Below are 18,605 nucleotides of genomic sequence, written 5' to 3' on the forward strand. Positions count from 1 at the left end.
GCAGCGCTCTGTGGCAGCGTGTCTACATGAGGCCCGTTTTGCACCGAAGTCCCGGCCGCGACCCGCAGACCGCCACGCCACCACGAGCACCCGCAGGCCGCGCCCGCCGCCTCCTCCGCGCCGCACTGACCGGCATCACGACCGGCGTCGCCCTCATCGCCATCGCCCTTCTCATACGCGAGCAGTGGCCACCTCTCGTCCAGTTCGACGAGCGCGCCGTGACCGAGGGCGTAGCGATCGCCGCGCAGCACCCCGAGCTGCTCCGGGCGCTCATCCTCTGGCAGTGGGCCTTCCTCGCAATCCACCTGCTCGTGCCCGTCGCCGCGATCTGCCTCGCCTACTGGTGGCGCACCGGCAACGTCACGCGCACCTGGTGGGCCATCTCGACGATCCTCATCGCCTGGGGGCTGTCCAACCTGCTGAAGGAGATCGTGCGACGCGCGCGGCCCGTGCTGGACCAGCCGGTAGAGAGCGCGGCCGGCTACTCGTTCCCGTCGGGACACGCCGCAAACACGGCGGCCATGACGACGGCGCTGGTGGTCCTCTTGTGGCCGTCGCTCCGGTCGCGTGCCCTGCGGGTCACGGCAATAGCGGGGGCCGCAGTGCTCACCGTCGCCACGGCGATCGACCGGGTCATGCTCGGCGTCCACTACCCGTCCGACGTAGTGGCCGGCATCCTCTTCGGGACCGGTTTCGTGCTGGCGTCGTACCTCGCCTACCGGCACTGGTCGCCACCGCGCTCCGAGCCCGGTAAGGAGTCCTGATGGTCGACCTCGAGCGGTGGGCGGACGACACCTCGGCGCCCAGCGGGCGGGAGGCGCGGCGCGACCTCGGCCTGCGTGTCGGGATACCGGCAGCGGTGTGGTGGGTGGTCGTCGTCGGGCTCGGACTCCTGCTCACCGGCCCGCTGGTGGGACTCAAGGAGCGAGAGAACGCGGTCAACGAGTGGTTCGTCGAGCAGCGCACGGCGACCCTCAACACCCTCACGGAGGTGTGGGGCGTGATGGGGACCACCGAGACGATCATCGGGATCTGCCTCGTCGTGTCCGGCGTCGTCTGGTGGCGTACCGGGCAGTGGTGGTACGCGGCGGTCCCGGCGATCGCGGTCGCCGTCCAGGCCGCGGTCTTCATGCTGGGAGCGCTCGTCGTGAGCGCCGAACGCCCCGACGTCGAGCAGCTCGACCATGCGCCACCGACCTCGAGCTTCCCGAGCGGCCACTCCGGCGCCTCGGTAGCGCTCTACCTGTCGCTGGCGCTGATGGCCCAGCGGATCGAGCGCACGTGGCTGCGTGTGATCGTGACCGTCGTGCTGTTCGTGCTGCCGCTGCTCGTCGTCTACTCCCGGCTGTACCGGGGGATGCACTATCCGAGCGACGTCGTCATCGGGGTGCTCAACGGTCTCGTGTGCGTCGTCATCGGGTGGTACTGGCTACGGCGAGCACCCCGTGCGTGATCGTTTCTGATCGTTTACAGCCCACTCTTGACCACCTACTGTTCGGGTGGAACCCTTACGGCGATGCTGGCGTGCAAACGATCAGCATCGAAGCCCTCTGCTAGTTCACCGACGAACACGCGCAATGAAGCGCGAGATGGGTTGAACCGTGACGACACTCCGCAGAACCTCCCCACGCACCAGACGACCTCGGGCCCGCCTGGCAGCCGCCCTGCTGGCCCTGACCCTCCTGCCGTTCACCGCCGTCGCGAGCAGCGCTCCCGCGGCTGCGGCCACCTCCCAGTTCCGCGGCATGAACTGGGCGGTCGCCGGCGACAACTTCTCGACGAGCCCGTTGGTGCTCGACGGGCTCTCGTCGTCGGACAGCTATGACACCGTCAGGGCCAAGGCCAACGCGCTCTACGACGACATGGGGTCGACGCTCGGCGTCAACACCGTCCGCCTGCCCGTCAACACCCACACGGTCGGCACCGCCTGGTGGGGTGCCTACCGCGGCACGATCGACGCGGCCACTGCCCGCGGCTGGAAGGTCATCCTCGCGTACTGGGAGGACGGCGCCGCCTCCGGCGGCAGGGTCACCAACACCGCCGCCTGGAACTCCATGTGGAACACGGTCCTGTCGCAGTATGCCTCGAACAGCCTCGTCTACTTCGAGCCGATGAACGAGCCGCACGGCTACTCGTCGTCCGATTGGCGCAACACGGCCGCCGCCTGGCTCAGCTCGCACAGCAACGCACCCCACGGCCGGGTCCTGATCGGCGGCACCGGCTTCAGCCAGGACCTGCGCGACGTCTGCAACGACTCACGCTTCAACAACACCCTGCTGTCGTTTCACACGTACACCTTCATGTACGGCGCGATGACCTACGACGCCTGGCGGTCGCACATCACGACCCGCCTGGGGAACTGCGCGTCGCGCGCCGTCGTGACCGAGTTCGGCTCCGCGATGAACAGCGGCCTGAACTACAACGACAGCGGCAGCACGCACAACATGGTCCGGTACCTGCGGGCGGTCGCGCAGGTCATGCGCGACAACTCCATGGGTGGCACGTACTGGCCGGCCGCCGGCGGCAAGCAGGGCAACATCGGCTACGACTGGTACTCCATGTACATCAAGAGCGGCAGCGGCACGGCGCTCGACATGACGATCCGCAACTACTCGGGCGCCAACCAGTACCGGTATGCCATGGGCGACAACGTGAACCCCAGCGGGGGCACCGGCTCCGGGTCCCGCGTCGGCACGATCGCCGCCAAGCACTCCGGCAAGTGCATGGACGTCGTCGCCGTCTCGATGGCGAACGGGGCCGAGGTCGCCCAGTACACCTGCGGCACCGGGACGAACCAGCGCATCGCACTGAACGACCTTGGCAACGGCTACTACAACCTCGTCGCCCAGCACTCGGGCAAGTGCATCGAGGTTCCCGGGGCGTCCACCGCCGACGGCGCCGGCATCACGCAGTACACCTGCAACGCGGGCGCCAACCAGCAGTGGGAGCGCATCAGCGTGGGCAGCGACCACCAGTTCAAGAACCGGAACTCGGGCAAGTGCATCGAGGTCCCGGGGGCGTCCACTGCCAACAGCGCCCGCCTGAAGCAGATCACCTGCAACACCGGCAGCACCCACCAGGTCTGGACGATCACTACCTCGTGATGCCTACCTGACGCTGTGCCGGCGGCGGGCGAGGCCATAGCCTCGCCCGCCAAGGGCCATTCTTGAGCAGTGGGACTCGATTGCTGCTGCACGTCCGGGCGCCCTAGGAAGATCGATTAAGTCAGCCACAACCACCGTAGCCACGTTCCCCTCGCCCACTTCGGGCTTCACTCGAACGTCGCATGCCGAGGATTCCAACGGGTCCGATTTCTGTCGCCGACTTAGGCTGAGGGAGACGAGGTCAGAGAGTTCTCTGACCTGGCACCGTCACCGATCTGACCTTTGCGGATCCTCTAACCAGCCGATCAACTCAATGGGCGAGCACGCCGTAAATGGCCAGGCGTTAAGGGGCGCACACTACTATATGCCTCGCAAGAACTTCATTTCGCGGGTCGGATTAAGGACCCTTGTCAAAATTAGAAGAAGCGAAGCATGCGCCCGAGAAGCCCCGTACGCACAGCGGCATTCTTCAACCTGGGCAGTTCACGATTCAGGGTTTCGATATTCTGCGGCTCTGTACCGGCCAGCCTCACGATGAATTGCGCAACGGCTCTGTCGTCGGTATAATCAGACAATATTGCCGTAGAGATGTCTCGTGCGGGACTGCTGTCCAGATCCATGACGAACTCGAGGAGTCGAACATGGTTCTGATTTAGCAAGATTGAGGCACCTGCAAGTTCGGCTTCTAGCGGCCGAGAAATCGGCAAAGCTACCTCTCGACGGCGAATTGAGATCACGCCTTGCTCGGTCACAACGTCGTACCGTGAAGCGAATGCGAACCAGTCAGCCGACGGCAACATCGCCGCCCAGAGGTGTGCCATACGCTGCCAAATGTCAGCAGACGCTTTCGAAACCAAAGTATCAAACTCGACTCTTCCGGTGAGTTCTACCGTCACGCCTACCAGGTTGGCACTTAGGACCGCTATATGTTGCAACGTCTGACCGCTTCGAGGCAATGCCGGATTGCCTGCCGCTGAAGTTACCGCGGCCGTCTCCTCAAGGATGGGTTTCGCCCGCTCCAGTGCGAAGGGAATATCGACCCAAGTTGCACCAGTCTCCGCAATCTCCGAGCAAAAATTTAGCACCTCCGGCTGAGCAGAGAAGCACGATGCCCCGAAGATCATTTCGAGACGTTCCAAGCTTTCCGCGTCGGAAATACCAATCGGAACTACTGAAAGTTGTTTGAGAACAAGCCGTGCTAAGAGATATTCCGAAAAAGTCGGGTGGACGAACTCGTAATAGCGACCAACCACCTGACTCGTCGACCCAGAGCTTGGCAGGTGGGCGCGCGACTCGTGAATGAAAAAGAAAGCCTCTACGAGGCGGGTTGCCGCGTCCACATCGCCGCTCACCTGCGAATAGCTATCCGAGACCATCATGCACGAACGCTCCAGATCTGCTGCCAATTCTTCATGAAATAGCCCTTGACGACCGCGAGCGGACATCCCGAGACTCGCGACTCCGAGCTGCGTGAATCGCTCTTCGACCGCAATTTCTATCCTGCTGCTAACTCGTTGCTCGGAACGTTCAGCTTCGCGTCGAAGGAAACTACCCAGCAGACGCTCGTAGAGTTCGGATCGAGCCAGCGGGCGATCTCCCGCGTCAAGCGCCGGACCGTGAGCGTCCAGGAGAGCCATCATAAGCAAGAGGATCGGCTCGCGAGCAAGCGTGGACTGACGGAGAATTGCGGCGCTCGACAACGGATCGCGCCCAGCTTCCAAGTAGGAGTCGGTGTTGTAGACGTTCCAAGCCTCAACCCAGCGGACAATCCGTTTCTCGTCAAAGGACTCTAATCGGAGGACGAAAGTTCCCCCGGGCACGCGGGACCGTGCAGCGACGACCGTCCGGCTGGTAACTACAGCAATGATCGGGTGGCCGATCGACTCCCATTTGACCTGAAAATCTTGAATTCTAGTTAGAAAGTCAACCTCGTCGCTGCCCGTAACGAGGAGGTACTCATCAAGCCCATCGAACAGAACGACCGGGATCGATTCCTGCGCACTTTCAAGGAAGTCGGCCCAGTTCGTCGCTCGTCCAAGATCTTCCCGGAGCTGAAACTCAATCAATTGCTGGATCGTTAGTTCAGGCGAGACGTCACGCAGGGCGATTCGGATGCCGACCATGCCACCCTCACCGACGGTCGCGGCGCACACCCTTGTCCAGGCAGATTTTCCCGAGCCCGGCCGACCCAGCACGAGCAGCGGCGCTCGAGTACTCAAAGGATGACAGAGATATCCGGTAATAAATGTGTCAAAATCGTCTCTGAGTTGGCGCTCGTTCCACCAAGAGTCGTCAGACTCGCGCGCATCGCTTGTATGTTGATCGACCCGGAACATCGGTGACTGGTACGCGTCTTTAAGCGATGGCGAGGCGACCGGAAGGCCGGATGTATCACGTACCGGCACGAGAGGCCCATTCGCAGCTATTCGATTGATTTCGTTCAAGCGTTCGATGTTGACCGAGCGACCTGCGCCGCTACCGTTCTGCAGTATCTGAAGTGTTCGCTGCGTCGCCGCCATTCCCGCTTCTACTCGTTGGAGGGATTCTGTCAACTGTTCAATTTGAAGACTCTCGTCGAGTGCTGCGATCTGCCTCAGAAGCATCGAGTGTTGCCGAAACTGAGTCCAGATTAGATATTCTGGGGCCAAGGAGCACAACCTAGCGAAATTATGTTCGTACCGATCGCGCGCGCGCTGCGGTATGTAGACGGATAGTTCGCGAACTAATTCCTCCCTGGCCCCTCGAGACAACTGATTCCACGCTTCCAGCCCGCTGAAGAATCGGAGCACCATTTCCCCAAGCTTGACGAAATACTGCTCGCAGTTATCAGCCAAGAGGTCCATCGATGTACTCGGGTCCGGGTAGGGTATCCGGGCTTCTATGAGAGATTTTAAAGTACCCCGACTGGGGGAAGATTCGGTGGCGATTGTTAACTTTTCACGCTCGCTCAGCTTTAGAATCGGGATAGGGCGGGTGAGCCGCTCGTCCAGCGTTTCGAAAAACGAGGAAAGTACGATTAGGGAATGTGTCGCCAGCAGAACGTCTCGCCGAGGCGGACGATCATCGCCACTCGAAGTCTTCGACCCCAGGGCAGATCTGGCAAGGCTCAAGACATCTCGCTTGAGCTCGCCCAGTTCTTTTGCTGCTGAGACTAGGGCGACCGCTGGGTCCTCGACTGATGTCGCGATAATGCGCGCCCAGCGCCACAAGCGGTCAGCAAGCGACTTATCTTGCTCCGCCAGAAGCCTGACAGCGGATTCGAACTTGATCGGCAGTTCCATACCGTCTCCGGTCAGTTGGGCTTGCCTGTGCGTGCTCGTTGGCACAATAGATGCTGCGGACCGACCCTTGCGGGGTCCGATGCGAAGTTCACCCCGACGATGCCAGCACCTCGCATGGAGACGGACGCTATAGCTGCTTGCGGACTTCGTCAGGTCGTCGTGGTCATGTCCATGCCAGGACATGACCCGCTGCTTCGGCCAGCCCGGAACGCAGACTTGACGCCGTAGCCTTCAGGCACCGATGAACTTGAGCCCGATGCTGTGAGCGCACCAGACGGGTGATCTCACTGGTGCGAGGTCGGTCAGGATGCCAACCGCGGCGGTGCATATTCACCCTTGGGGCGCCCGGCAAGAACGACAGCACCGGAGCAGAACGTCTCGCCCATCACGAACGCGTCACCAGCCGGCGAACAGAGTCGTGGCGCCGCCGCACACGTAGTCACGGGGCCACCGGGTCCGTTGTGATCCCTCGCCCTGCTGGATCGATGGCTCTTCCACTGAAGTTAGGTCCGGGAGAGACCAAGGAACCACGTCGAAGACAGCGTCGCAGCCCGTCGGTCCACGAGATGTCCGACATCAGGCAGTGAGAGGGTTTGAAAGCCGGACAGTGACGGTCGCCGTCAGACAAGAGACACAACCGGTAGCGTGCCCGGAGACCTGGGACCCGTCGCATGGCCACCGGCCCCGATCAGTGCCGAACGACCCGTGCTGCGCGCGCCCTAACCCCGAGACCGTGCGGCAGTCATCGAGCTGAACGCCTCGCCGGAGGTGTGCGCCTATATCGGCGGCCCACGGCCGCGTGACGAGCTTGAGCGGGCGATCCCCGAAGTGCCCAGGCAACGCGCGGGCGGCTCCGTGGTCGATCTCGACGGAGCCGCGATCGGCATCGTCCAGCTCGAACGGCGCGACGCGGGATACGAGATCCTTCCGGCGGTCGGGAAGGTCGAGCTCGGCTTCTTGTTCCTGCCGGAGGCGTGGGGAAAGGGGTACGCCGCCGAGGCGTGCGCGGCCGCACTCTACTGGTTCGCCGATGCAGTTCCCGGCGAGGCGGCTGTGCTCGCCACCCAGACCGACAACAAGCCCTCGGTGCGCCTCGCCATGAAGCTGAGGTTCACCGAGGTGGAGCGTCTCGAGGCCTACGGCGGAGCAGCGGTTCGGCGTACGGCCCGCAGCGGCGACGGGCACCACAGGTGGCCGGTAGTCCAGGTGGGAGGCCGTAAACCGGCCACCCCCACACGGTGTTTCCGTCGGCAATCCCACCTCCCGCCTGCCAGAAGACCAATCCATGACCCGAACGATGCTATTGGTCATGGCTCGCAAGAGACCGGCGTACAGTCAAGGAAGGAACTGACCTCGGTTCCCCAATGATGGGAATCACGATTTCCGACGCCACCCAGCCCTCCTCCGCTGTCCCGACCACGTCGTCGAGCAGCCAGTCACCGAGCGGCGACCTGCTCACCCTCGGCCTGCTCGCGAACTCCTCGATGGAGAACGAGCGGCGCCTGCCGATACACCCCCATCATCTCGACCGGATCGACCCGGACCTGCGCGCCCGGATGATCGTCGAGCGTGGCTACGGCGCCGACTTCCGGCTGGAACCCGGCTACCTCGAGTCGCGCGTGGGCAGGGTCGCGGAACGCTCCGAGGTGCTGGAGTCCGCCGACGTCCTGCTGCTGCCCAAGCCGCAAGCGGCAGACGTCGAAGCGATCCCCGAGGGCCGAGTTCTCTGGGGTTGGCCGCACTGCGTGCAGGACGCCGAGATGACGCAGACGGCGATCGACAGCCGGCTCACGCTGATCGCCTTCGAGGCGATGAACCACTGGACCCGCGGGGGCGACTTCAGCCTGCACGTGTTCCACAAGAACAACGAGCTCGCCGGCTACTGCTCCGTGCTGCACGCGTTGAGCCTCGTCGGCTCGACCGGCGACTACGGGCCGCGGCTCAGCGCGGTCGTCATCGGTTTCGGCGCCACGGCACGAGGCGCCGTCACCGCGCTCAAGGCGCACGGGATCCACGACATCCAGGTCCTCACGCAGCGCGGTGTCGCGGCGGTCGGGTCCCCGATCCACACCGCCCACATCACCCAGCTCAACACGGACGAGGGCCCGACCCACCTGAGCGAGGTCCTCACGAAGGACGGCAACGTCGTACTCCCTGAGTTCCTGGCGTCGCACGACATCGTCGTCAACTGCACGCTCCAAGACGTCGCCGCACCGTTGACCTACCTGCGGACCGAGGACCTGGAGCGCTTCACCTCAGGCGGGCTCATCATCGACGTCTCGTGCGACGAGGGCATGGGCTTCGACTGGGCGAGGCCCACCACGTTCGACGAGCCGATGTTCAAGGTCGGCCGAGACGTGGAGTACTACGCCGTCGACCACAGCCCTTCGTACCTCTGGAACTCAGCCACCTGGGAGATCAGTGAGGCGACCCTGCCGTTCCTGCGCACGGTCATGGAAGGACCGGCCTCGTGGGCGAAGGACCTCACCATCTCCCGCGCGATCGAGATCCACGACGGCGTGATCCAGAACCCGAGCATCCTGAGCTTCCAGGATCGCAAGCCGGCCTACCCGCACCCTCGGGCCGCTTAGCCGACGAGGCCGCAACAGGCCGAACATCAGATCAATCTGCCGAACCGCGCGCCTCCAGTGGCGGCAGCGTAGCCCTAGACAGCTGGTCATCTGACCAAAGGTAGGACGTATTGCTTGACACAGTGGCGCCCGAGTTACAACGATGTGGAGCACACCACGGTCGCATCCCTCGGGAGGGTCACAATGTCGTCGTCCGCCGCCCCGCTGTCTCGCCGCCAGTTCATCGCCACGGCCAGCGCCGCCGCTACAGGTGCGGCGGCGCTGCCGCACCTGGCCCCAGCGCCCGCGTCCGGTGCGTCATCGGCCGTGGCCGCCCACCAACCGGGCGACAACATGCAGCAGTTGCTCTCCCGCTTCGTCGACATGCGCTTCGGCATGTTCATCCACTACAGCCTGGGCACCTACACCGACGAGGAGTGGGCGGCGCCCAACCAGTCCCCCACCGTGTTCGCGCCCCCGAGCGTGGACTGCGCGCAGTGGGCCGCTGCAGCCAAGGCCGCCGGCATGGAGTACGGCGTCCTGACCACGAAGCACCACGACGGATTCTCCCTGTGGCCGACCGCCTACGGCACCCAGAACGTCATGCACAGCGGTTACCAGAACGACGTCGTGCAGCAGTACGTGGACGCGTTCCGCGCCGAAGGGCTGCGTGTCGGGTTCTACTTCTCGATCTGGGACCGCACCGAGCCGATCCAGTCCTTCGGCGGACACGTCTCGGACCAGACCAAGTCCATCGAACCCGCCGACATGGACGTGATCCTCGGCCAGATCACCGAGCTGCTCACCAGCTACGGCCCGATCGACGTCCTGATGACCGACGGCTACACCTGGCAGATGGGCATGCAGCAGGTCGACTACCGGCGGATCCACGAGCTGGTCAAGGAGCTCCAGCCCGACTGCCTGCTCACCGACATCTGCGCCGTGACCCAGCCATGGCTGGGCGACATGATCTTCTGGGAGGAGCCGCTCGGGATCCGGGCGCCCGCCGGCAACACCGACGCCGGCCTCCAGGGCCAGACCATCAGCAACGGCTGGTTCTGGCACCCCAGCACGCCGACGTCGCCGGTCATGTCCGTCGAGGACATCACAGAGCACCTCGCCGACCTCGAGCCGAAGTACACCTCGTTCCTGCTGAACTGCCCGCCCAACCGCGACGGGCGGCTCGACGACAACATCGTGAACCGACTGGCCGAGGTCGGCAGCGTCTGGGCGCCCGACGAGAGCCGGCCATCCCTGCCGGAACAGTCCGTGAAGGTGGAGTGGCCCGTCGTCCCGGTCGCCGCTCACGCGACGGCCTATCGGGCTCCGGAACCGCCGTACCACGCCATCGACGGGCGCGGGGATCGGGACTTCGAGACCTGCTGGTCCACCTGGCCCGGGACGGGCGATCTCGCCCTGCCTGCCTCGCTGATCCTGGACCTGGGCGGCACGTGGAGCAATGTCAGCACCTTCCAGTACCTCCCCAAGCAGTGGCGTCGCACCAACACCACCGACGGCGACATCACCCAGGCACGCGTGTCGGTGTCGACGGACGGCGTCCACTACGAGGAGGTCGCCGTCGCCGCATGGGGCGCGAACCCGCGGCCCAAGACCCTGGAATGGACCCCGCGCGACGTCGCCTACGTGAAGTTCGACGCACTGGCCGGCGCCGGCGGCTACTCGAACGTCAACGGCGTCAAGATCGGCGGGCGCAAGCGCAAGCCGGTCCGACGGCGCCATCCCCTGGTCGGACGTCGGGTCCGGTTCGACAACATCGGATCGGGGCTGTCGCTCACGGCCACGCCCGACGGCGTCGCCCAGGCCGCCTCCGAGGCCTCGCCGGCGCAGCACTGGATCCTGCGTAAGGCGGAGGACAGCTACTGGTGCGTCATGAACCTCGAGACGCGGAAGGTGCTCACCCTCGTCGGGACGGAGCGCGCGTCAGGGGCGGACGTCGGCACGGCCGCCGAGGAACGCGCCTTCCAGCAGTACTGGGCCCTCACCCGCACCGAGTCGAGCGACTATGTGGTGACCAACCGGTTCAACATGCTCACCCTGGGTACGCCCAGCGCGGACGACGGCGGGGGCGCGGCCGTCAAGCTCCTCGCACCGGCCCTGCCGGACCCCTATCTGCGCTGGACGCTCGTCGACGTGACCCCGAACTCGTAGCAATGCCCTGGCCGCAGTTGGGCCTGTCGACGACGTGCCGATGCTCGGAGCGTTCACCTGTGCAGTGTGGCGGGCACACGGTTTCGCCGTCCACATCGATACCCACCGCCACCAGTAGCCTCGGGACCGTGAGCTCACCTGTGCTGTACGTCGTCGTGGCCGGTGCCGGCGCGATCCGGCACGTGCCGACACGGCTTCTGCCGCCGGCTCTCGAACAGGGCTGGGACGTGCACGTCCTCGCCACCGACCAGGCGGCGCGCAGCTTCACCGAGGCGGTGGCGCAGATCGCCGCGGTCCTGGGCCGACCGGTGCGGACCGACTTCCACACCGCGGTCGGGTACTCCCTCCCGGACCCGGACGCCGTGATCGTGGCCCCGGCCACCTACAACACGGTCACGAAGTGGGCACTGGGCATCGCCGACACCTACGTCCTGACGCGCCTGGCCGAACAGGTGGGCCGCAACGTCCCCATCATCGTCGGGCCCTACGTCAACGCCAGGTTCGCCAACCACCCGACCTACCAGGGAAGCCTGGCCACCCTCAAGGAGTGGGGCGTGCACGTCGTGATCGGCCCGAGCGAGCCGCACGAGTCGGGCGACGACGCAGCGGACGACTTTCCGTGGGCGGAGATCCTCGACGCGCTCCCGCCCGCGAACGCGTAGGCCGAACCCCCGGCCACACGTGTCACACGGTGGGCGTCGGCGAGCGCACCTCGCCACGCGAGGCATGCTGTACGCATGCCGAAGACCTTGCCCTCAGGCCCCACCGTGATCACCGACGACAGCGAGGTGCGCTTCGTCTCCGGGGCCCACCAGTTCGCGCTCAAGCTCAAGGACGGGCACCTGCACGTGCGCGCCATCGACACCAGCGGCGACGAAGCCCAGCTCGCTGTGCTGCCGACGTCGCGCAGCACCGTGAACCTGCAGATCGAACATCCGGTCGCGCACGGGCCGGTGGACGTCGACGGCCCCACGCTGCGCGTCTCCTGACTCTCACCCGCAGTTCACCTGCTCCGGACGGGCCGAGAGCCGGGCTTCCGACGTAGGCTCGGCTCAGGGTAGAGGCCTGGGTCACGGCTCGGGTCGGGACCCGATCCGGGGCTGGGCCCGGATCGGGCTGGAACCGGATCCGAGCTGGGGCTCGGGCTCCGGTTCCATGGGCGAAGGCTCCAAGGGCGAGGCCGGCTCAACCACGCTCCAGGACCGGGACGATCGCGCCCTCCACGAGCCACTGGCGCGGTCCGGCGCTCTCGAGCCAGGCGGTGCGGTCACCGGCCAGGCTCGCCCTCACCGATCCGCCCGGGAAGCGCGCGAGGTCAGGACCGTCATATCCGGAGGCCGACGCCGTCGCGCGGTACAGGTAGGACGCGACCGTCGGTTCCTCGACAGTGAGGTCGGTGCTGGTCCACGAGACCAGGCTCCCCGAAGCGCGGAGGTCGGCGACGATGCCACCAGGGAGCTGTACGACGCTGTCCCCGTCACCGACCCGGTCGAGGACGTAGAGGGCACCGGATCCGCCGCCGACGGGCACGACCGTCCACGCGACGACCTCGTCCGAGACGGCTAGCTGGGTGACCTCGACCGACGAGTCGTGCTCGATCTCGAAGAGCTCGGTGCCGGTGACGTCGCCGCCGGCCAGGTCGTCGAACAGCCTGATCGATGTCGTGCTGGTCGGGATTCCGCGACGAGTCCGGACGGCGGCGACCGCCTCGTCGTCGTCCGCCGCGAGCGCCGTGACTCGGGCCGCGAGCTGCGTCGGGGTGCCGTCGCCGTCGTGCGTGATGGCGAACAGGCGGGTGTTGTCGCGAGCGACTCCGACCGTCCACAGGGCACGGTCCCGGGTGGTGGCGAGCAGCCACAGGCGTTCCTCGGTGCTGGCCAGAGGATCGATCAGGGTGGTGACCTCGTCGCCGGAGACGTTCAGCGTGCGGAGGAAGCTCATGTGGGGTGCCAGGCCTGCCGCCGCGTACTCGCTCCAGACCACACGGTCCCCGGTGACGGCGAGCCCGTTCGGGAAAGTTCTCCGGCCCTCGTAGTGCGTCAGGCTGCTCGCGGAGCTCGACCCGTCGCCCGCCCAGGTGCTCGTCTGGATGTGGGCGTCGTCGGTCTCGTCGTCGTCGTCGAGGAGCTCCGCGTAGCTGAAGTGCCAGATCTTGCCCGTGTATGCGATCCCTCGGGGCTCGGGCAGCGGTTCCCCGTCGGCCGTGACCGGCGGTCCCACACCGGCGAGGGAACCGCCCGTCACCGCCTCGATGTTGACGTCGTGGCAGGCCAGTGGGCGGGCGTCGGCTGCGGCGACCATGACTGGGTCATCGAGCGGGCCGACGTCGTCGCCGGGCTCGGCGGCACGGGTCGGCGTCGGCCCGGGTAGCTGTCCGGGGCAGTCCAGCGGCGTGTTTCCCGCCCCGCGGTCGGGTCCCAGTCCGTCGGTGGGGCCTGCGTCGAACAGGACCGTGATGAGCTGACCACCCGGCAGCACCACAGGCCCGACCCAGGGCAGCTCCACCGGGCCGCGGGTCAGGATGCCAAGTGCCAGCAGCAGAGTCGCGCAGGCGGCGCCCACCGCCTGCCCGGTCCGGCGCCGGCGCAGCGCGGAGCGGCTCCGGTCGAGCACGGCGCTCTCGTCAAGCCCTGGCGTCTCGATGGCCTCCGCGCCCGCCCTGAGCACGTCGCGCAGCCGGGCGAGCCCTCGCGAGTTCGCCGCCTTCACGGTGCCGACGGCGATGCCGAGCTCGCGAGCGACGTCCGCCTCGGGCAGGTCCAGCAGGTGTCGCAGCACGACGACCGTGCGCTCCCGGTTCGGGAGCTGGGCCAGACCCCGGAACAGCTCGTCCCGCAGTGCCAGGTGACCTACATGGTCCGGCGCGGCGCCTAGGGGAAGCTTGTCGTCGCCCGGGAAGGACTCCCGTCGGCCGTGCCGCCAGCCGTCGATCCGCAGGTTGACCAGGATCTGGCGGGCGTAGGCCCGCTGTGTCCCCGGCCGTACCTTGGCCCAGGTGCGGTAGACCCGTTCGAACGTCGACTGGACCAGTTCCTCGGCGCGGTGCCGGTCCCCGCACAGCAGGTACGCGGTGCGCTGGAGGTACGCGCCGGAGTCCCGGACGAAGGCGGTGAACTCCGCGTCGCGGTTGCGCGACACCTCGACCCGCACGTCGTGCGCCCCGCCGCCGTCCGGCGGCATGCTCGTCCCGGAGTCGCTCATGGTGGCCCCGCTCTCCTGCCTCATGCCATCCACTACGGGGAGTGTGGGCCAAAGGTTGCGTGGGCCTTGGCCCACGGTCGGCTACCCGACGCGCCGTCTCACCACGTCCTGAGGTGCTGCCCCAGCTGAGTCATCCAGTTCGGGCCGAGCCGTCGGCACAGCTCCACGAGCACCAGCGCGCACTGCCGCGCGTCCGCTCCGGCGTCGTGGTGGGAGTGCGCGGCGATGTTCAGCGCCCGCGAGACGTCGGGCAGCTTGTAGGACGGGAGGTCCAGCACGGACCGCGCCGTGTCGCGCGTGCACAGCCACTGCGACCGCGGCACCGAGATCCCGTGCGCCTCGCTAGCCTGGGTCAGCACCGAGCGGTCGAAGGACGCGTTGTGCGCGACGAGCGCGTCCCCGCCGGCGAACTCCGCGACCTTCGGGTAGACGACGTCCCAGGTGGGCGCGCCCATCACGTCCCATGCGGTGATCCCGTGGACCGCCACGTTGAAATGACCGAACGACTCATGGCCGGGCGGCGGCTGGACCAGGGTCTCCAGCGCGTCCACGACGACGCCGTCCCGCACCTTGACGACCCCGACGGCACAGACCGAGGCCCGCTTCGGGTTGGCGGTCTCGAAGTCGATCGCAGTGAACGACAGGCCAGGGAGAGCGGCGTGGGGCATGCCGGGCATCGTAGGAGGAAGCACCAGCCGAGACGAGCGACACGCGTGATCGCTGCGGTCCTTCGTCTTCAGCCGTCTGCTCGGATCAGGTCGATGAAGTCGCTCAGGAACCGATCTGTCGGCAGCCTTCTGCGGTAGAGCCAGTGCAGCTGCAGGCCGCGGACCATGGCAGCGATCTGTTGCGCCGTGCTGTCGATGTCGAGTCCGTCCCGAAGGCGTCCGCGGTCGCGCTCCTTGACCAGCTCGGTCTTGAGCTCCTCGGTGAGGCTGTCCAGGCGCTGCTGGGCCCAGTCGTGGGCCGGGTGGTCCGGCTCGACCGCCTCCGCGATCATCGAGATCTCCAGCTCGACGCAACGGTGCGGGACGCGACACGCGTGCAGTCGGCGGGCAGGCCATTCATCGGCCCGGATCCCCGCGCTCGGTGGGGCACCGGCTTCATGATCGACTCGGCGGCGCGTCCCATGGCTGGCCCCGGCGGATTCGGCCACGACGGCATGGGCGGCCAGCTCGCGTTCGCCGACCCCGCGCGCCGTCTCTCCTTCGCCTATCACACGGCGCAGCCGAGCAACGACCCGCAGGACGGGCGCGCCGAAGCGCTGTGCACCGCACTGCGGGCTGCGCTCTGAGGTGTAGCCGTGGCGCCGTCCGCGGGTCGTGAGCGCTCTGCAGGAGGTATGGGAGATGCCCGTCCTGGCTAGGGCCAGGACGGACGTCTCACTCCACTTCACTTCACTGGATACGGGGACCTATCGGTTGCCGGATCAGTCGTCGACGACGGTGATGGTGACGTCGATGTTTCCGCGCGTCGCGTTCGAATAGGGGCACACTCCGTGTGCTTCATCAGCCAGGGCCTGCGCCTGCTCGTGGGCCATGCCGGGCAGGTTCACCTCAAGCTCTACGGACAGCATGTATCCACCCTGGCCGTCGGGGAGGAGATTGACGCGCGAACCAACGGACGTGTCGGTGACCGAGGCCTTCCGCTTCCGCGCCACACCCAGGAGGGCCGAGTGGAAGCACGCCGCGTAGCCGGACGCGAAGAGCACCTCCAGGTTGGCGGCCCCGCCCGGCCCGCCCAGCGCCTCCGGTACTGCGAGCTTGAGGTCGATCAAGCCATCGACACTGCGCACCTGGCCGTCCCGGCCTAATCCGGTCGACAGCGCTTCGGCCGTGTACAGCACATCACTCATGGGAATGTCCTCTCAGACGTCAGTTGCACAGGGTGGACAGATCAAGGACCCGGGTCTCAGACCCAGGCGGGCACCTGCCCGTCGGCATAACGGGCTCCAAAGGCGCCCTCCGGCAGGATTCGGTCGATAGCGGCCAGGTCGGATTCGGTGAGGACCAGGTCTGCACCCGCGATGTTGTCCTCGACCCGCTTCCGGCTGCGCGAACCGGGGATCGGGACGACATAGTCGCGCTGGTGGAGCAGCCAGGCCAGGGCCAGCTGGGCGAGGGTGGCGCCCTTGGCGGAGGCGAGCTCGCCGAGCTGTTCGACGGCCGCGACGTTCTGCTCGAAGTTGCCGGGCTGCCAGCGCGGGTCGGTCCTGCGCATGTCGGACTCGTCGTACTCGCTGGCCGGCTTGGCTGCGCCCGTGATGAAGCCGCGACCGAGCGGCGAGTACGCGACAAAGCCGATGCCCAGCTCCTCCAGGAGCGGGAAGATCTGTTCGACGTCGCGCTCGAACAGGGAGTACTCGGTCTGGAGGACCGAGACGGGCTGGACAGCGTGCGCCTTCCGGATCGTCTCGGGCCCGGCCTCGCTGAGCCCGAAGTACTTGACCTTTCCGGCCTCGATCAGTTCCTTGACCGCCCCGGCCACGTCCTCGATCGGGACGTCGGGGTCGACGCGGTGCTGGTAGAACACGTCGATCTGGTCGACCCCGAGGTCGCGCAGGCTGGTGTCGGCGGCCTTGTGGATCGTCTCGGGGCGGCTGTCCGTGGGGAAGCCGAAGCCCGGCTGTGGGTTGCTGAAGTCGAATCCGAACTTGGTGGCGATGACGACGTCGTCGCGGAAGTCCTTGACGGCCTGGCCGAGGAGCCGCTCGTTGGAGCCGGTGCCCATGCCGTAGATCTCGGCGGTGTCGAAGAAGTCGACGCCGAGCTCGTGGGCGCGGCGGATGGTGGCGATGCCTTCGGTCTCGTCGCCCGGGCCGTAGCCGATGGTCAGGCCCATCGCCCCGTAGCCGATGGCCGAGACCTTCAGGCCCTGGGTGCCGAGTGTGCGGTGCTGCATGGTGCGCTCCCTAGACTCAAACCAAACTGTTTGGTTTGAATCTAGGGACAGGCCCCCCGAAAGTCAAACCAAACAGTTTGGTCAACTATGCTTGTCGGATGGCCACCCCGACCAGCCCCGAATCCACCAAGGACCGCATCCTCACCGCGGCCACGGCCGAATTCGCCCGGTACGGGATCGCCGGCGCCCGCATCGACCGCCTCGCGAAGGCCGCGCGGACCAGCAAGGAGCGCGTGTACGCCCACTTCCGGAGCAAGGAGGAGCTATACCGGATAGTGGCCGCAGGGCAGCTGGCAGCCGCAGCCGAGGCGACCCGGTTGGACCCGGCCGATCTGCCCGGCTATGTGGGGCGCATGCACGACTACCTCGCCGCCCACCCCGAGTGCTACCGGCTCATGGTGTGGGGTCAGCTCGAGCTCGACACCGAGAGCACCCCTCCGGACGACGCCGTCCGCGCAGCCAACGCCGCGAAGGTCGAACAGCTCCGCGACGCGCAGCAGTCCGGCCTCCTCGACCGTGCCTGGGACCCAGTCGACGTCCTGGCCCTCCTCAACCAGATCGCCTGGACCTGGGCCGGCCAACCCGAACTCCTGCCCGAAGACCCAGAGAGCCGCGCCGCCTTCCTGCAGGAGCGTCGGAACACCGCAGTTACAGCGGTGCAGCGCCTCTTCCCGTCGGCGGCAAGCGAGTAGCACTGACGCCATCGCCGGTCCTGCCGGCGCCGTTCCCTGCGGTCGCCCACCCCGAGCGCACGATGGCACGCAGGGCGTCGGCCGAGGTCTCGTCGGCCAGGACCGCGCTCCGGGCCCACGCCGTGGAGAGGACGCTGAGGAAGAGGTCGCGCGCACGGATCCAGTGGTGCGCGCCTCCGGCACGCTGGGCCGCGACCAGGAAGTGGTCAGTGACCGTGATGAAACCCTCGCAGGCGATCACCAGCGGAGAAGTGTCCTCGGACAGTGCGGCACGCAGCGGCTCCGGGAGACCGTCGAACGCCGTGACGTACTCGCCCAGCGCCTCCAACCACTGCTCGAGGGCGGTGACAGGATCGGCAACATCGCGCTCGATCGCTGTGCGGCGGGACACCAGTTCCTCGTCGCGGGCCCGCAGGAGCGCCGCCAGCAGCGCCTCCCGGTTGGGGAAGTGCCGATAGAGCGTGCCGGGCCCGACGCCCGCGCGCCTGGCGATGGCGTCCATGGATCCGGAGACGCCCTGCTCGGTGAAGTACTCCTCGGCGACCTCGAGGATATGGGTCCGGTTGCGCTGCTTGTCCGAGCGCGCTCGACGCGTTTCGCCCGCTCCGCCCATGATGCATCTCCTCCGATTGACAAAACGGAGACTATCTCCGTACGGTCCAGAGAGACAACCGGAGAGTGTCTCCG

At 66.6% G+C, this 18,605-nt stretch carries 17 protein-coding genes; 10 read left to right on the forward strand and 7 right to left on the reverse strand.

The annotated features are described in order from the left end of the window. Window positions 1-26: 26 nt before the first annotated feature. The 3 genes from ACFO6V_RS17850 (at window position 27) to ACFO6V_RS17860 (ending at window position 3,104) form a co-directional block, all read left to right on the forward strand. Window positions 27-764: a phosphatase PAP2 family protein gene (locus ACFO6V_RS17850; RefSeq protein WP_377137512.1), complete on the forward strand. Its 738-nt coding sequence runs from the start codon at window positions 27-29 to the stop codon at window positions 762-764. Next, complete coding sequence (locus ACFO6V_RS17855; protein WP_377137514.1) at window positions 764-1,453, forward strand: phosphatase PAP2 family protein; 690 nt, start codon at window positions 764-766, stop codon at window positions 1,451-1,453. Before ACFO6V_RS17850 ends, ACFO6V_RS17855 begins: the two co-directional genes overlap by 1 nt. 148 nt (window positions 1,454-1,601) lie before the next feature. After that, on the forward strand, window positions 1,602-3,104 hold the full coding sequence (locus tag ACFO6V_RS17860; protein ID WP_377137516.1) for an RICIN domain-containing protein: 1,503 nt from the start codon (window positions 1,602-1,604) through the stop codon (window positions 3,102-3,104). A 416-nt stretch (window positions 3,105-3,520) separates the two neighbouring features. Here the strand turns inward: ACFO6V_RS17860 and ACFO6V_RS17865 are convergent, their stop codons facing one another. After that, window positions 3,521-6,385 (reverse strand): NACHT domain-containing protein, encoded by a 2,865-nt coding sequence (locus ACFO6V_RS17865; RefSeq protein WP_377137518.1) that lies wholly within the window; start codon window positions 6,383-6,385, stop codon window positions 3,521-3,523. 768 nt (window positions 6,386-7,153) lie between these two features. Here ACFO6V_RS17865 and ACFO6V_RS17870 point away from each other — a divergent pair. From ACFO6V_RS17870 to ACFO6V_RS17890, 5 genes are all read left to right on the forward strand, one after another. Next, window positions 7,154-7,753, forward strand: a complete 600-nt coding sequence (locus ACFO6V_RS17870; protein ID WP_377137520.1) for a GNAT family N-acetyltransferase — start codon at window positions 7,154-7,156, stop codon at window positions 7,751-7,753. Between the two features lie 116 nt (window positions 7,754-7,869). After that, a complete protein-coding gene (locus ACFO6V_RS17875; RefSeq protein ID WP_377138180.1) occupies window positions 7,870-8,976 on the forward strand; it encodes a N(5)-(carboxyethyl)ornithine synthase in 1,107 nt (368 codons plus the stop codon). 183 nt (window positions 8,977-9,159) lie between these two features. After that, window positions 9,160-11,124 (forward strand): alpha-L-fucosidase, encoded by a 1,965-nt coding sequence (locus ACFO6V_RS17880; protein WP_377137522.1) that lies wholly within the window; start codon window positions 9,160-9,162, stop codon window positions 11,122-11,124. Window positions 11,125-11,252: 128 nt separating this feature from the next. Then, window positions 11,253-11,786 carry a flavoprotein gene (locus ACFO6V_RS17885; protein WP_377137524.1) on the forward strand — a complete coding sequence of 178 codons (534 nt, stop codon included), beginning with the start codon at window positions 11,253-11,255 and terminating at the stop codon, window positions 11,784-11,786. Between the two features lie 75 nt (window positions 11,787-11,861). Then, window positions 11,862-12,113: a hypothetical protein gene (locus ACFO6V_RS17890; protein WP_377137526.1), complete on the forward strand. Its 252-nt coding sequence runs from the start codon at window positions 11,862-11,864 to the stop codon at window positions 12,111-12,113. Window positions 12,114-12,309: 196 nt separating this feature from the next. On the opposite strand, the gene ACFO6V_RS17895 is transcribed toward ACFO6V_RS17890, so the two are convergent. The 3 genes from ACFO6V_RS17895 to ACFO6V_RS17905 all read right to left on the reverse strand — a co-directional run bounded on the left by ACFO6V_RS17895 (window position 12,310) and on the right by ACFO6V_RS17905 (window position 15,325). Further along, window positions 12,310-14,325, reverse strand: a complete 2,016-nt coding sequence (locus tag ACFO6V_RS17895; protein ID WP_377137528.1) for a SigE family RNA polymerase sigma factor — start codon at window positions 14,323-14,325, stop codon at window positions 12,310-12,312. Window positions 14,326-14,423: 98 nt separating this feature from the next. After that, complete coding sequence (locus tag ACFO6V_RS17900) at window positions 14,424-14,993, reverse strand: exonuclease domain-containing protein (protein WP_377137530.1); 570 nt, start codon at window positions 14,991-14,993, stop codon at window positions 14,424-14,426. Window positions 14,994-15,061: 68 nt separating this feature from the next. Further along, entirely contained in the window at window positions 15,062-15,325 is a 264-nt protein-coding gene (locus tag ACFO6V_RS17905) for a hypothetical protein (protein WP_377137532.1), read from the reverse strand. A gap of 24 nt (window positions 15,326-15,349) precedes the next feature. On the opposite strand from ACFO6V_RS17905, the gene ACFO6V_RS17910 reads away from it, so the two are divergent. Then, window positions 15,350-15,619, forward strand: coding sequence for a serine hydrolase (locus ACFO6V_RS17910; RefSeq protein WP_377137534.1), 270 nt, complete (start codon window positions 15,350-15,352; stop codon window positions 15,617-15,619). A 135-nt stretch (window positions 15,620-15,754) separates the two neighbouring features. On the opposite strand, the gene ACFO6V_RS17915 is transcribed toward ACFO6V_RS17910, so the two are convergent. After that, window positions 15,755-16,180: an organic hydroperoxide resistance protein gene (locus ACFO6V_RS17915; RefSeq protein ID WP_377137536.1), complete on the reverse strand. Its 426-nt coding sequence runs from the start codon at window positions 16,178-16,180 to the stop codon at window positions 15,755-15,757. 56 nt (window positions 16,181-16,236) lie between these two features. After that, complete coding sequence (locus ACFO6V_RS17920; RefSeq protein WP_377137538.1) at window positions 16,237-17,226, reverse strand: aldo/keto reductase; 990 nt, start codon at window positions 17,224-17,226, stop codon at window positions 16,237-16,239. A gap of 98 nt (window positions 17,227-17,324) precedes the next feature. Here ACFO6V_RS17920 and ACFO6V_RS17925 point away from each other — a divergent pair, with 98 nt between their 5' ends. Further along, window positions 17,325-17,918 carry a TetR/AcrR family transcriptional regulator gene (locus tag ACFO6V_RS17925; protein ID WP_377137540.1) on the forward strand — a complete coding sequence of 198 codons (594 nt, stop codon included), beginning with the start codon at window positions 17,325-17,327 and terminating at the stop codon, window positions 17,916-17,918. Here the strand turns inward: ACFO6V_RS17925 and ACFO6V_RS17930 are convergent. Beyond that, window positions 17,875-18,531 (reverse strand): TetR/AcrR family transcriptional regulator, encoded by a 657-nt coding sequence (locus ACFO6V_RS17930; protein ID WP_377137542.1) that lies wholly within the window; start codon window positions 18,529-18,531, stop codon window positions 17,875-17,877. The genes ACFO6V_RS17925 and ACFO6V_RS17930 overlap by 44 nt on opposite strands. Window positions 18,532-18,605 lie beyond the last annotated feature (74 nt).

Source organism: Promicromonospora alba (genome assembly GCF_042654905.1).
Classification (GTDB): Bacteria; Actinomycetota; Actinomycetes; order Actinomycetales; family Cellulomonadaceae; genus Promicromonospora; species Promicromonospora alba.